Origin of the sequence: Solibacillus sp. (assembly GCF_040273735.1) — a bacterium.
Lineage (GTDB): Bacteria > Bacillota > Bacilli > Bacillales_A > Planococcaceae > Solibacillus.
In genome coordinates this window covers 23,785-38,872 of the sequence record NZ_JBELZM010000002.1, presented here as the reverse complement: position 1 = coordinate 38,872, position 15,088 = coordinate 23,785, and the positions used below count along the sequence as shown (strand labels likewise).

Here is a 15,088-nt window from a genome sequence, read left to right as displayed (position 1 = left end):
ACTTTACTCGAAATGTAAATTAACATCTCCTTACTATTGACCATTGACCATTACAATTAATATCTATAGATTTACCTTTATTTGATTTTTGGTTCCTTACCGAACCTTTTGGCATATAATAAATCGGATTCACTTGGTTCTGCTTTTTGTTCCATAATATTTCCATCAATGTCGTACTTTTTAAATGTCATCTCACGTCCGGCAATATATTCAGACTCATACTTTTTCGCCCCGTTTTCATAGAATTCAACTTGAAAGCCTTCTGCAGAGCTTCTATCCATATTCCCTATTAATTTTATATTACCATTCAGATAAAACTCCACATACTTACCTTGTTTAACACCATTTTCTACATAGAAATAACTCTCTATATTTCCATTTTCATAAATATCGTAAGCTATGCCCGTAAACAATTTTTCTTTGTTATCATCAGTATACTCTACTATACCTAAATCATTAGGGCCTCCGTACCCTAAATGATTTTCAAACTCTACCCCGTTCTGTACTATATATTCTTTCGTTAATATATTATTTAACATTTTTTGAAACCTCCGTGATTATTTCAAATTCATCTGTAAGATAAGCACAATGCGAGCATCTAGGAAACATCATTCCAGCTGGTTTTGTTTTATTCTGACCAGTACGAATTACGTTTATAACAAAATTATCTAAACTAGCGTTAGGATTAGCTTTTAATGCTTTATTTAATGCAATTACCTCAGCGTGTGAACCCGCACCCTTCGTAAATGTATATGAATCAAAAGTTTCTTGTGGCATAGAATCATATCTTGATTTTAATAAAGGATGTAAATCAGGTACTTTTCCAAGGTAGTCGTTTATTGAATAATAAATAATACCTGTTGTTTTATCATACGCTCCCGCAAATGCTGGACCCATTTTTTTATTACTTATCCCTGAATCCATTAACTTTTGCAATTCCTTAAGTGTTTCACCGCGTAAATTAATCCTATAATTCAATTCTTCTGGAGTGAATTTTCCATATTTATTACGTAGATAATCTATACGATTATTCCCCGTCCCCTTACCAACAATCTCATCAACATTACTCTTCTTAACAACCTCACCCACGTTACTATCTACAATTTTATCAATTGCTTTCGGGATTTTCAAAACTTTTCCTATCGGGATGAAGGATGCTAACGCAATACCTTTATCAAGACCCGAAGCATTTTTATCAGCTAGCGTGTTCAAGTCGTCCAATATTAAGAAATCCAACAAACCTTTTCCGACTTTTGTAGCGCCACTTCCCACATCTCCTAGGAAATTAAGAAAACCATTCCCCTCTTTTTTCACATTATCTACTGTTGTGGCTGTAGCGGAAAGCTCTTTTGCGATTTCTTTTTCTTTTTGCTTCATAAATGAAACGAAATTTGTTGAAACCATCGCTCCGCTAAGACCGAAAGTAACTAAAGACTGCTGACCATTATGATAAAGACCCGAAAGTGTGTATGGATTCGCTCCTTCGATCATACCTGGTGCTAGTAATGGATTCATATTAATCACTTGATCCAACGATTGCGTACGATAGGCCAGTGCAATCATTAACGGATTCTGACTAGCGAATGATTGCCACTGTTCTGCCGGGAAGTTAACATCTGTTACCCCTTCTGTCATCATCGTTTCTATGTTTGTAAGCCAAGTTGTCATATGCATCAGGTCTGTTTGAATTGTCGTTAATGCATCTGTTTGGGATACGTCAAATTCAATCAGTTTTTCAACGGTTTCGTCCCGATGTCGTTTCGCTTCATGTACACCCAGATGGACTTCACTATCATCCAGTTTTGGCAAGCTCACGATATCTGACACTTGGTCCATGATATTATTGGCTTCGTCTGTCAACTCTTCCGTCACTTGTTTGGCACGATTAAGGCCTTGCTCGATTTCGCCTTCCAATGCTGCTTGGCGAATAAAGCCCAATGAATCCGGTTCAAGCGATGAAAGGGCTGTTTTCATCTCTTGAAGAACACTAGTAAAGCTATTTTTAAAGGTATTGAAAAATGTGAGGAATGGCAAATGGCAACTCTCGTAATAAGCACGTAATGCTTCTCCACCTTGACCTTTTAGCGATTCTTCTAATTGTGTGAGACCTTGAACAGCACTCTCAATTTGTTTTATTTCACTTTCCAGGCGGGTTAACTGATTAACAGTTCTTTCAAGTCCTTGCTGAAACTCATTTACATCCAATACCTTCAATTTATCACCATCTTTTTATTCATTACGTTTGAATTGGCCTCCGTTTTTCACCTTACTCCGACACTCATTTCCACATATGCTGCCCCGGAATGACTGCGTTTATATTCTACAAAGTAAGGGCTGCTCTGCGAGAAATTATGTTGTTGTATGTGCTCTGCCAGTTCCCAAAACTTCACTTGAGATTGTTCATCAAATTGATCGGTAATCCGCGTCATCAGCATGCCATCAATTGAAAAATAGCTTCTGAAATTAACATCTTCTTCAGAACTTATTTGCGAAATTTCATTCTCTTCGATCTGCCGGAAAATTTCAGCAGTCATAACGGATGCGGTCGGGTCACTGATAATAGAAAAATACATGACATCGGCTGTATTGTAACCATGACTCGATAAAATTTGATCAAAATCTTGGATAGCCAGATCAATTTCTTCCGGGACAAAATTATAATATTTTGAAGCTACATTTCTGTATGCAATTTGATGGTTTTCAATAATCATTGCACTTCGCTCCACTCTTTCAATGGGACATACAAATCAATGATATATTCTCCGTAAACATTTAACAGTACACAGATATATGAATCCTCTACGGAAAGATTTTCTGCTGCTGCATACGCTTTTACTTTCTCATAAGCAGTTCTGAAATCGAATTCTTCCTGTGCATGGCGCAATAGCAGAGATTGATTCAATTGAAATTGATTCAAATAGGCGAAATCCGTAATCCCTTCTTCAAATTCGATTTCCGTATTGATCGGCATATAATAAGTAAACAAACCTTCCCCATTTTCCTCTTCTTCAAACGAGAAAAACACCGGGCCATTTTTATACACTTCATGATTTAACGGAAAATCTTCCATTACTTTTATACCTTCAAGCCAGTTCTCCTTTTGGTCTCTTATACGAAACGTAATTAAATGATCGAAATGCAATCCGCGAATCTCCATATATTCATTCCCCCTAACTTTGTTTTACTTTTCTATTATTTTTGACTGCTCTTTCCGTGTTCAGATAACCGTTAATATCAAAGTTGAAGCTTTTAAATCGGATTTTGCAATAGAGAATGACAAGCTGCTCCGGCAATACGAAAATGAGTGTATAAAATATGCCAAAAGGTAAAAAGACGAGCATGATTGTTTCAAATAAATCGGACGAACCCGTTTTCATGACAAATTGGATAAGAAAAACAAGCGCCGTACTGCCGATGATCGCAATCGGAATATAGGATTTGGTTTCAAATTTCCCACGCATTTCCTCGTTTCTTGACCCTGCCCGGTAGTGCCCTTTTTTAAGCAGTAAATAAAAGCGGATCCACGTAGCGATAAACAATATACCTGCGATGGCAAGCGTAATCCAAGTTAAATTTAGTAGCGATTCAACTGTTGCAGCGTCCTGTTCCCCTAAAAGAAATAACGGGGCCAAGAATAAAAATACGGAAAAATTTTGTGTCACGATAATCGACAGGAAGTACTGCAGCTTCTCCGTCTTTTTAAAAACGACAGGAATAGCGAATAGAAGGGACAATAAAATAATGATTCCTGTAAGCCACATATGAATTGTTTTAATACTTTCGAAATTTGGATAGATTGTGTATTTACCTGCAATATTATAAGTTAGATAGAAAAACAGTGCCTGCAGGAAAATGCCTAATACAAGCACAGATGCCAACGAATTCGGACTTTGTCTACCAGACTCCAGCGGTCCTCGTAATACTGCGAAATCTTGTTCTGATAGTTTTTTTAGCATGCGGTGATTACCTCCATATTCATCAGTGGAACCAGCCTTTAATTTTATCCATGGCCGATTCCCCTGTTTTTTTGTCTTTTTTGTTAAGAAGCGTATTGGCGAAGATTCCGACTGCAACACCAACAGCAGTACCGACACCCGGAATTGGAACAGCGGCTGTGAATAATGCAACACTTGCAGCCTGTACCGCACCGCCCACCGCAGTATCAATTGCCGTATCCACTGTGGCACGTGTGTGGGCCTCGGCTCCTGTTAGCCCGTCATCTTTCGCATTATGGTAATTGCTGTAGTAGTTCAGACCGGCCGATACAGGGCCAAGTGCTTTTGTAAATCCTTTTGCAGCCCCATTGGTAAAAATCCCTTTTACATCTACAGCATCTTTGAATGACTTACCCGCACCTGCTACAGTAGCTTTACCAACCGTTTTGGCTTTTTCGGCAATGGTCGCCTGATCATTCCAGTATTTTAGCGATGTATGCTCTTTTAAGGCCGCTTCCCCAACTTTGGACCAGCCTGATTGTCCCTTTTTTTGCGTAGCAAACTTTAAAGTTGCCCGATTATTTGCCTGCTGCTGGTAATGTTTTGGTTTCCATGCTTTATTCCCTTTTGGCAATTTATAATTAAACTCGCGCATTGCTTTTGCATCCGGTGTTACACGTAAATAATGGAGGGCACGTTCACTGGCAAGCATACGGTATACATTTCGGCCTGTTCTCGCATCACGCACCAACTCCATTTTCAGTCCGCCGTTTTTCCCTGCCATGAACATGCCAAAGCTTTCAACTGCGCCATTGACCGCGGTATTAAATTTCTTTGCATTCCCTACATCTTCTTTATGTCCCATAACTGTTTCGTCTGCAGATGTGACATCGCCCGGCTTTTCCTCTACAGGCTCTTCTGTCACTTCTTCGACTGGATTTGTTCTGCTTGTTAAATTTGTTATAAGGGCTGTCGTTGAAGCATATTGCGCCCAATGTTCAGCAGGGAAATTCACATCGGTCAACCCTTCTGTAATCATCGTTTCAAGGTCTTTAATCCAAGTACTCATCGCTGCCAGATCGCTTTCCACTCCTGCGAGCATAGCTGTTTGGCTATTGTCAAACATCATTAAATTTTCAATTGTTGTATCCCGGTGGTTTTTGGCAGCCTGGATTTCGCTTTGTACTGCAGTATCATCGAGCTTCGGCAATGAAACAATATCTGCCACATTGTCCATAATTCCATTCGCTTCAGATGTTAGGCCCTCTGCAGTTTCTTTCGCATTATTCAAACCTTGTTCAACATCCTTTTCAAGAAATGTTTGTTGAATATATCCGCTTTGATCTGGTTCGAGGCTGGTTAACGCGGCTTCTGTTTGCTGAAGAACTTCCTGAAAGCTGTTTTTAAATAGATAAAAAAATTGTAAAAAGGGCATGTGGCAATCGCGGTAAAATGTACGTATTGCATTCCCTCCTTGCCCTTTTAAAGATTCCTCAAGCTGAATAAGTCCCTGTATAGATGTCTCAATTGTTTTCATTTCGGTATCAAGACTAGTCAGCATGGTAATACTGCGCGCAAGACCGCTATGAAAGTTTTCTGCATCCAATACTTTCATTATTCCATCATCCTCCCATGACTAGAAGCGGCACCGTTAATAGTTGTTGATATCCGCCGATCCTGCTCTTTTAAATATTGCACAGAATTTTCCGTTGTTTGAATATTATTTTGCAGCACAGCCTGGTAGCTTGTTAAAACCTGTTCCAATTGCAGCGACAGCTCGTTTAATTTTGTAACAACATCTAACATATTCCCTTCAATCGGCGGTTCTGCTTTAGGTTTCAGTGTTGACGCAGCATTCTCCATTACCCCCAGCTGTTCCTCAACATCCGCATATACGACTTTCACTTCATTCGACATATTCCTTCTCTCCTTTCCGATTTCATCCTTCTTATAACTTTAGTTTCTTTCTCCCTGTACCATTTTCGGTATTAGCCATAACAAGACAACGAATATACAGGCAATCAAGAGACCAATATAGAAAAATTGCAACCCATTGCTTTTGCTGTCGTCATCAGGAATTGATTCGGTTAGTTTGGTTTTCACTATTACTCTTTCATTTGAAAACAGACCATGTTTCATCGAATCGTAAGCAATCGTTTTCCGTTCTTTAAAATCACTTACAAAAAGCTCTTCCTTTATTTTCTCGTTTCGTTCTAATACTTTTGGCTTGAAATCCAACTGTTTTTGCTCCTCCCTGATATTTTTCCGGTTGTCTAGCAGGGATTCATTATGAAGGTACTCTTTGTTGTCTTTAAATTCTTTTTCTTTAAATTCATTAGGATTGAGGTTATTCAATTCAGTAGCTGCAGACACTTGCTTTGTCTCTAAATTTAACGGAAAGCCGGATTCAATTTCGAATCCGACTCCCATTAATATACAAAATCCAAAAACAACTGCTAATTTCCTACATTTCATAAATCGTTTCCTCATCTTGTTCGGTTTTACGATTTTTTATTTTGCTTACAATGAGCGGTACAAGTGCAAAAACCGCAATAAGAAACGCAAGCACAATACTTGCAGAAATAATCAGTGACTCCGGACCATATTGAATCGATAAGTACACCTTCGACATCGGATCCTCATAATCAATATTGGAAGCGAGAAGTGTCAGCATTGGTGTGACAAAGAATACAATTACTGCAACGGTTACAAACCACCCAATTAACGGGCCCACTGAAAAGCCGGCAACAATAATTGTGGAAACTGCTGTTAATAATAAAATTGTGAATATCGTCCACTCAATCGAGCTCGTTTCATTTAACGAATAAATATCCATTCCGTACATACTGATAATTAGTCCGACAATCAGATTAAGCAAAGCAAACAATGCAATGCGCACACTTCGTTTATTATTTTTTAAATAATAGCAGAAGTAGCCTATTAATAATCCGCTGACCAGAACGATTACGAGTACAATTACGGGCGGTATTTTATTTTCCTGCACGGAAGAATTCAAGCTTTTCGCCGCAAGCGGTGTTGATAAATGATTGTAGATATGACCGTTCCTTTGTCCATCGATAAATGCATTGTTAAGTACATCATGGATCGCGTTCCGGTACTTTTCTGTCGTCACCACATTTTCATTCCACTTGTAATTCAATTCCTCTGTATCTGCGTTGACGTTCTTCGCTTTTGATTCCAAGTCATTTGTAACCGAGATTATGTTGTCCTGGTTTGCCATAATACTGTTCATTGCATTACTCATCGCCATTAAGTTTTGACTGATGCTTTGCTGATTCGTGACAAGGCTGCTGCCGTCAGCTGGCGGCGTGGCAACTTCTTCAGATCCGGCAATAAAGGCATCAAGGCTTTGCTGCATACTGTCCGCACTTGTCTCAATTGCATCCAGCTGTGCAGAAATCGCTTCATAGTCTGCATCGACTTTTTCCATATACGTCAGGAAGAAAGAATTAACTCCTTTTTCCAAAGTTGCTAATTGGTTTTGTGAAGCGGGAACGTCCATTTGCAATTCATCTAAAATTGTCGTTCCCCGATCATTGAGGCCTAAAATCGTATTGACATGCGAAGAAATCTCCTTGAAGTTGGATTCTTCGCTTAAGTTCGTTTGCACGACCGCTTCATACTGGGCCAGTGCACCGTAATATTCCATCAGCTTAGTCGTATTGTTACTTCCGATAGATTTCGAGAAAACGTTTTTCAGACGCTCTATTTTACCGTTATTCATCATAGGCAGCGCCATAATTTCCGCTTCTTTACGCTCGATTTCTTCGATTACGGCTGTTGCATTTTCAAAGGTTGGTTTTTTTTCAACTACTGTCTCTTTAACCAATTCACTTTGAGATTGTACAAATTGTTCCTGCAATTGTTTTTCCTGCTGTTGGATATGCTGGATATTTGCTTCAATTGTTGTCATCTGTGATGAAATTTGTGTAAGCTTTTCGTTAACTGCTGCAGTAGCACTCGCATTAACTGCGGCTTCCGGTGTCGTTCCGCCCGGATTTACCGCTGTAGCACCCACTTCCTGTTTCAGTGAATTCATGTTCTGGACTAAGCCGAGCAGTTTTTCGCGTTCCGAATCGAGCGCTGTAATTTTTGATGAAGCGATAAAGTTATTTGTATTGTCTGTAACTTTGCCGCTACCATTTTTCGCTTGTGTTGTCGGATCTGCTGTAGGGGTACTAGCATCAAGCTGATTCTTTAGACCAATCACTTGATTTTCGTATTGCACTAATAGCTCCCCTTCTACTTGCTTCAGGAGGCTGATAATCTCATTACGCTGAACGACTACTTCATCCGATAAATTTCTAACATTATCTTTATTTTTGGCCAGTTGATTCTCCAATTTTTGTATATCGGAATTGAACTTTTCATTATGCTCCATTAAATACGATTTTACTTCCACATAGCGGGGGTTATGCTCACTTTTCAGCGCGATGATTGAGGCCGTATTTGCATTTTGCAACGGTTGTAAAAGCAGCGGCTGTGTACTGTGATACTCTCGATATGTATCCACATAGGTAACAAATTGTGCCAGCAGCCCTTCAAATTCACCTGCGTTTTCGATATTCCCCTCAATCGGAGTGTCTTTAACAGTGGCAGCCAAATTATCGAGCAGGCTCTTTTGACTTTCAATATCACCAACTACGCTTGCTAAATTCGGCCGATAAAAGTTGGAAATCGTATTTAAAAACTCCATCTCTTTTTGAAGAATCGTATCAAATTCATTTCGTACTTTCTCCAAATCCTGAGATACATAACTCCAGTATAATGTTGAGACTTTCCCGTTAACTCTTGCAGTTGCATTGTCAATTTCTCGCAATACTTTTTCACGGTTTGCCGCATTCAGCTGACCGGAAACAGTATACTTAAACTCCGCTTTTACCGGCTGTTGCTCTTCATATGTCATGATGTTTTCCGAGAAATTCGAAGGGATATATACGACCGCATCGTACTCTCGATCTGTCAGCCCTTTTTCGGCTGCGCTTCTGCTGACAACAGACCATTCATATTCGGAATCCGTCGATAGAATCGGCTGCACTTCTTTTCCGAATTCCAGTGAACTTTCTTCTTTTTTTGAACCTGTATCTTCATTGACAACCGCGACTTTTTTCGTTCCATTCGATGAATCGAAAAACGGATTTTCTCCAATTGCCATAAAATAAAGGACAGGTGCCCCTACTATCAAAATCATGACGATTATGATTTTTAACATGAGCTTTTTTTGAGCCGTCATGAATAGATCTTCCTTTCACTATCAAAAAGTGGTATTTGGATTTTCGTTTCTTTATTGTTTAGGATATAATAGCCAAACCCTGCTTGTATCTCTTCTTCTTTACGGTCATAAGGAAGCGTGTACAATGTTTGATCAGATTTTTTCATTAATAGAACTGCCTGGCGAATTTGCTTCACTTCCGTAGTTAACACATCGTATCCCTTCGTTAAATCTGTAGAATTTCCTGATGCGATGAAGTTGAACCCTAAATAGCCAGCATTTTTCATCAACTTTGTAATCCGTTCCTGCAATTTTGCATCAATGCCCGAATTGAAACGGGCATAATCATCGACAACCAGCAAAATTGGTGTAAACTGCAACGTTTTGCGCTCAGCTATCGCCGAATTGGCATAAGTCATCTCACGTATTGAAAGCTGCCCTTCTATTTGCGTTATCCATTCTTCCACATCATCTTTAGATTCCAGATACGAAATCGATTCATTGTCGGTAAACATAGCCAGACTTCTGTCAAACGAATCAAAAACGCCGATATGCAGGACGTTGTTCTCTACTGCATTCGTCAACAATACTTTAAGCACATTTGTTTTTCCTTTTTGGGCTTGTCCCATAATCAGAAGGTGCTTGTTCGTCAGGAAATTCACTGCGACAGGTCGAACAAATTCTTCATCCAGACCTATCGGATATAAATGCTGCTGACCCATTAATCCGCTGTATTCAGCTAATTGTTTCACGGTTAAATTAGTCGGAAGCATCGGAATCGGTGATGGTCCAATATGATCCTTATACTTTTCTTTTAATGTCTTTACAGTTTCTTTAATACCTTCAATTACTTCGAGATCATTATCCCCGTTTGCCGGCAACAGAAGTTGCGAGAAGTTTGCTTCGTCTTTTTTAATAATCGCCCGACCCGGTATTGCTTCAGGTACTAAAGCGGTTTTCCCGAGGATTGTATAGGCTTCACTATGATCCATTAAATAATGGACAATTTTCGTCTTGAGGTTGTTCATGACCGCTTGACGAATCGAAGAAATACGGGTCGCCGTGAAAATCATATAAATGCCTAAAGACTGTCCATCCCGGACAAATTGGTTGAAGTATGTTTCAATATCCGGCATTTCATCTTTAATGAAATCAAAATTTTCTACAACAACAAAGATAAGTGGCAGCTTTATATCTGCAATGCGGTTATAAAGCTTGATATTGCCTACTTCCAGTTGCTGAAGCAGCTGTTTTCTTCTTGCAATTTCATCTCGAACCATTCGCATAAATTTATCCATTTTGCGCCCTTCTTCCATTAAGAAGAAATCAGCTGTATGCGGAAGTTGTTTTAATGGCAGCAATGAACCGTTCCCAAAATCCATCAAGTAATAATGGACTTCCTCAGGGCTGTAATTTTCTGCAATATTTAATAATAATGTCAGCACGGTAGTTGATTTGCCGTAACCAGTTGAACCAAAAATACCTAAGTTCCCGTCTTCCATCACGCGATAATAATATGGCGATTGACTTTGTTTTTCCGGTTCATCGACGAAGGCCATTGCAATATGTTCCTGAATTTCTGATGTAATGCCGTTTTTGTGCAATCGTTCTGCAAGTGGAGGAAGCCAAGGACTTTTCAGCTTTTCGATGTTGTACATTTCCTCGGTTTCTTTAATTTTGTCTACAATTGCTTCGATTTCGGAAAGCCCTTTTTGTTTACTATCTTTTGCGGCTATATTTGATAATGGGATCAACCCTAAATCTGTTACAATTGCAACTTCATCTTCCCCGCCAATGTGTTCGGATTGATATGGAGCTCCACTCCATGCTGATTGGAATAAGTCGTAAACTTCATTGTTGCCAACTTGCAAGTAGCCCCTGCCGGTAACAGTGATGGATGCGGCATCGGCGTTTTTAAGGATTTCCTTACTGTCGTTTGCATCCTGAACCTTTAATGCCACTTTGAAGCGGGCATTACTCCATATTTGATCATCTATGACCCCGCCTGGCTTTTGTGTTGCCAAAATCAGATGTACTCCCAGGCTCCGTCCGATACGAGCCGCGCTCACCAATTCACGAATGAAATCAGGTTCTTCATTTTTCAGCTCCGCAAACTCATCCGAAATTAAAAATAGATGCGGCAGAGGTTCTTCAGCAAGTTGTAGCTTTACTAACCCCGTATAGTCATTAATATGGGTCACGTTATAGCGGTCAAAAAGACGTTGACGACGCTTCAGTTCACTGCGGATCGAGGCAAGTGCCCGATTCGTAAAGTTCACGCTACCTTCAATATTTGTGATGGTCCCTAGAAGATGCGGTAATGTTCTAAACGGCTGCGCCATCCCTCCGCCTTTATAGTCGATCAGCAGGAATGCAACTTCATGGGGATGAAAATGAACAGACAATGATAAAATATAGGTCTGCAGAAATTCACTTTTCCCTGACCCTGTTGTACCGGCTAATAGTCCATGAGGTCCATGTGCTTTCTCATGAAGATTCAGATACACAAGATCATTTTTTCCCTTCAGGCCGATTGGTACAGCAAGGGACTTGGAGGATTCATTTTCCATCCAGCGATCGCCGATTTGAAGTTCATCGGCTTCTTTCACATCCATCATTTCGAGGAATGTTACACTTTCAGGAATTGAATTTGTCATCCCTGTCTGATGATCCAGTGTCCTTAATAGACGGGCAAAATGTTCATTATTATCCTGACGGTGGGAATCAAGTTTAAACGAAATATTTACCGCTTTATTATCCTGAATTAATATGTCGCCTTCTGTATCATTTAAGTATCGAACAAGAGTATGGATATTGTCCGACAAACTTTCCTTTGCATCTGCTGCAAAAATGACTGAGATGTCCAAGTCTTTATGGTCACCTTCAAGATATTCCAAAATGACATGATCAGAGATTAACTGCTGGTTTGTAATGATGAAAACAAGATGCGGAGTAAAACGGAGATTTTCTTTATCCTCCTTAATATCACGCTCGCGAATCATTTCATAAATCGTTGACAGCAGTTGATCCCGGGTTTTCTCGTTATAGATGAACCCGCGTGCATACATATTCGGAATATTGAAATGCGGCAGCCACTTCATCCATTCAACTTTCTCATAATCGGCTTCATCAAAAATAAAAACAAAGCGCAAATCATGGTAGCTGTGGAAAAATGCAAGCTGGCCTATAATCTGGTGAATTTCCTTTTTTACAATTCGCTCTTTCCCGATTAGTCCAATCGGTCCTTTTGCCAAATTCGCTATAACAGGGACATCTGAAATCTCTTTGTATACTTTTTCAAGTTTTTGGGATTGTTCGATTAGATTGTCCATTTCGCGATTGGCCATATCATTCGAGTTCAAGGAAATGGTAAAGCTAGAAGGAACGTGTCCTGTTCCTAACCGTAATTGCAGAAAATCATTACTTTCCAAGGAACGTTCCCAAATTCGATCGGAAATCTGATACGTCAAATATTTCAAACGCTCAAATTTCGGGAAGTGAAACTCCATTGTAAAGCGCTGTTTTTCGGACAGCTGTTGCAACTCTTGCCGTTTGTTTTCCAAATAGGCTGAATAGATACGAATGCGTCTTTCTTTCTTGCGCTTTTCATTACCACGGTCTTTAAAATACTGCACGGTTGATGTAATGAGCGTCATGACGAACATGACCATCGTAATCAGTATAAAAATTCCGCGTGGTTGAATAACCGCGATAATCCCCATCACAATCAGCATGACAAGCGGCGGTAAAATGATGAGCCATAAACCACGGTTTGACGGGTCGTTCTCCTGTGAAGGAAATGACAGTGAAACCTTTTCTTTCGGCAGTTCATAGACCATTCTTGGCGTTCTTCTGTATATCGGGTATTTCTTTTTCATTTCCGATTCAGGTTCACTGATAACCGAAAACCTTGTTTCAAACTTTTCAAAGCTCGTCACTTCCAGAACATCCTCTTCCACTAGACGAAAGAAAATAAATGGTGTAAAAATCAAGTCTCCGATTTGGATTTCCTTAGTTGACTGCTTTTTTTGTCCATTTATGTAGAGCATAGTATTTTCCGGAAGTTCAGCAATCCATTGTTGCCCCACCTTCAGCAGTGAAAAAGACTGCTGCTGGATTTCAGCTTCAGATTGCCAAATAACATCTGCCTGACCGTCTATTGTAGAAAGAGAAATTTCCGTTCTATTCCCTACAAAATACGTCTCACTTGAAGGTCTTGAAAGAAAGAGAATGATTTTCAGCATTTTTTTGCCGGTACTGTCTTTCCACTCAAAAAATTGCTTAGGATTCACTTTTCCAAGCTGGCTTCCATTCTGTTTTACCGTAAAACCAAAGGAATCCTCGGTAATCTGGAGCGGGCCATCTGTAAATGGAATGCTTTGAATTGTTACAGTATCAGATGAATTATTCCCTACTGTAATGGAATTCTTTTTTAGTTGATCTAAATCTATAGATTGATAATAGTTGTCATAGAAAAATATAAGTGTACTCATCAAATCACCTTCTATTAGGGATTTCCTAATCATGTATTGTTATTTTCGAAAGTGTTTTTACAATTTTCGTTTTGAAAAACATTAACTGAAGTTATTCGGCTCCCGCTTCCTTGGTTTTTTCCGGCTGGGCAGTCTTCTCCGCTTTTGCTTCGTTCGTACTTTCAGGAATTGTATTTTTTTCTTCTGTTATTTCCTGCTCTTGCTTTGAAACGGAATCTTTCCGGTCATCTGTATTCACATCTTCCGATTCCAGCGCTTCTTTTAATTCTTCAAGCTGTTTTGTTACTTCGTTTATTTCTGTTTGAACTTTGTCAAGCAGCTGTTCGCGCTCTTCGCCGTCTAATTCTCGATCTGCCTTGATCGATTCTTCATAATGCAACAGCGCAAGCATAATCAAATCTAAATCTTCCAATTGCCTCGCCACCGTTAACGCTTCCTCTGCCTGTCCCCTGCCAATGTAAATCCAGTACTTAAAATAATTTGGATCTGTTTGCAGTGTAATGGTCTTTAAGACGTTTTCCTTTTGCTCTTCCGTCAAAGTTTCATTAACAATGTAGGCAAGCGATAACTCGTACTGAATCACATTAGGCATTTTTTCAACGTCATACTGTGCAAGCTGATCGATAATTTCACTGTAATTCCCTTGGATGTACGGTGCTTGTACAGCTACATATGCTTCTTGTTGCGGCTGTATTACGAGAGCTGCGTATCCGGTATAGATTCCTAACGGCAATAACACTACTAGAAGCCCAATCAGACTGTACCTCACCCAATTCCATTTTGATTTTGCAATTTTTGTGTATTTTTTCTCTTCTTTTTCCAGTAGCTGCAGCTGATCTTGGATGATGGTCAAAAGTTCTTGTTCGTCTTTTGCTTCCATTATTTTTACTGCCACCGGACTTAATTCAATTGACTTGGAAAACTGAATATATTGGTCAAACTTATATTTCGGCTGTACCGCAGCTGCAATGATTGCTTTTGTTTCAGCCCAAAGTCTTTCCTTATTTCTTTCATAAGGAGGAATACTCTCTTTTACTCCATAATGCAAAAAATAAGCGGTCAAACTTTCATCTATCAGAATATTTTCAGGACAAACAATGAGATGAAGCCGGTTTGACTGGTGTAGCATGATAAACCTTAATACCTTTGATGCAAACATCCATCGACTTCTTTCATCTAATGTTCGTAATTTCCCGAATGTCATAAAGTTTGATTCTTTTTTAAATGTAAAAATTAATTCATCTTCTGTTAATGTGATATTTTTCTCAATAAAAGGATTGTTTTCTTGCAACAACATAATTTCCAGTTCATTGGATAATTTAATTTTTTCCCGTTGAAACGTTAATACAATCTGGTCCTGTTCAAACTTGAAGGTCGCCTCTAACTGTTTTTCTAAATAGGATGTTTTTTTATCTGTCATCTCCATG

General features: G+C 39.3%; 11 protein-coding genes. All 11 read right to left on the bottom strand.

Translation table 11 applies throughout. The features are described from left to right. Positions 1-77: 77 nt before the first annotated feature. The 11 genes from ABS917_RS02320 to essB all read right to left on the bottom strand — a co-directional run bounded on the left by ABS917_RS02320 (position 78) and on the right by essB (position 15,081). Positions 78-539 carry a toxin-antitoxin system YwqK family antitoxin gene (locus ABS917_RS02320; RefSeq protein ID WP_350477500.1) on the bottom strand — a complete coding sequence of 154 codons (462 nt, stop codon included), beginning with the start codon at positions 537-539 and terminating at the stop codon, positions 78-80. Continuing rightward, on the bottom strand, positions 529-2,214 hold the full coding sequence (locus ABS917_RS02315) for a T7SS effector LXG polymorphic toxin (RefSeq protein ID WP_350477499.1): 1,686 nt from the start codon (positions 2,212-2,214) through the stop codon (positions 529-531). The genes ABS917_RS02320 and ABS917_RS02315 overlap by 11 nt, the downstream gene beginning before the upstream one ends. Positions 2,215-2,261: 47 nt before the next feature. After that, positions 2,262-2,711: a DUF5085 family protein gene (locus ABS917_RS02310; protein ID WP_350477498.1), complete on the bottom strand. Its 450-nt coding sequence runs from the start codon at positions 2,709-2,711 to the stop codon at positions 2,262-2,264. Continuing rightward, positions 2,708-3,157, bottom strand: a complete 450-nt coding sequence (locus tag ABS917_RS02305; protein WP_350477497.1) for a biotin carboxylase — start codon at positions 3,155-3,157, stop codon at positions 2,708-2,710. Before ABS917_RS02305 ends, ABS917_RS02310 begins: the two co-directional genes overlap by 4 nt. 13 nt (positions 3,158-3,170) lie before the next feature. Beyond that, positions 3,171-3,956 carry an ABC transporter ATPase gene (locus ABS917_RS02300; RefSeq protein WP_350477496.1) on the bottom strand — a complete coding sequence of 262 codons (786 nt, stop codon included), beginning with the start codon at positions 3,954-3,956 and terminating at the stop codon, positions 3,171-3,173. 22 nt (positions 3,957-3,978) lie between these two features. Next, positions 3,979-5,550 (bottom strand): ribonuclease YeeF family protein, encoded by a 1,572-nt coding sequence (locus ABS917_RS02295; protein WP_350477495.1) that lies wholly within the window; start codon positions 5,548-5,550, stop codon positions 3,979-3,981. Continuing rightward, complete coding sequence (locus tag ABS917_RS02290) at positions 5,550-5,852, bottom strand: YwqI/YxiC family protein (protein ID WP_350477494.1); 303 nt, start codon at positions 5,850-5,852, stop codon at positions 5,550-5,552. The genes ABS917_RS02295 and ABS917_RS02290 overlap by 1 nt, the downstream gene beginning before the upstream one ends. Before the next feature lie 39 nt (positions 5,853-5,891). Continuing rightward, positions 5,892-6,410 carry a type VII secretion protein EssA gene (gene essA, locus ABS917_RS02285; RefSeq protein WP_350477493.1) on the bottom strand — a complete coding sequence of 173 codons (519 nt, stop codon included), beginning with the start codon at positions 6,408-6,410 and terminating at the stop codon, positions 5,892-5,894. Further along, positions 6,400-9,189, bottom strand: a complete 2,790-nt coding sequence (esaA, locus tag ABS917_RS02280; protein WP_350477492.1) for a type VII secretion protein EsaA — start codon at positions 9,187-9,189, stop codon at positions 6,400-6,402. Before esaA ends, essA begins: the two co-directional genes overlap by 11 nt. Further along, complete coding sequence (gene essC, locus ABS917_RS02275; protein WP_350477491.1) at positions 9,186-13,661, bottom strand: type VII secretion protein EssC; 4,476 nt, start codon at positions 13,659-13,661, stop codon at positions 9,186-9,188. Before essC ends, esaA begins: the two co-directional genes overlap by 4 nt. Before the next feature lie 91 nt (positions 13,662-13,752). Next, a complete protein-coding gene (gene essB, locus ABS917_RS02270) occupies positions 13,753-15,081 on the bottom strand; it encodes a type VII secretion protein EssB (protein WP_350477490.1) in 1,329 nt (442 codons plus the stop codon). Positions 15,082-15,088: the final 7 nt, after the last annotated feature.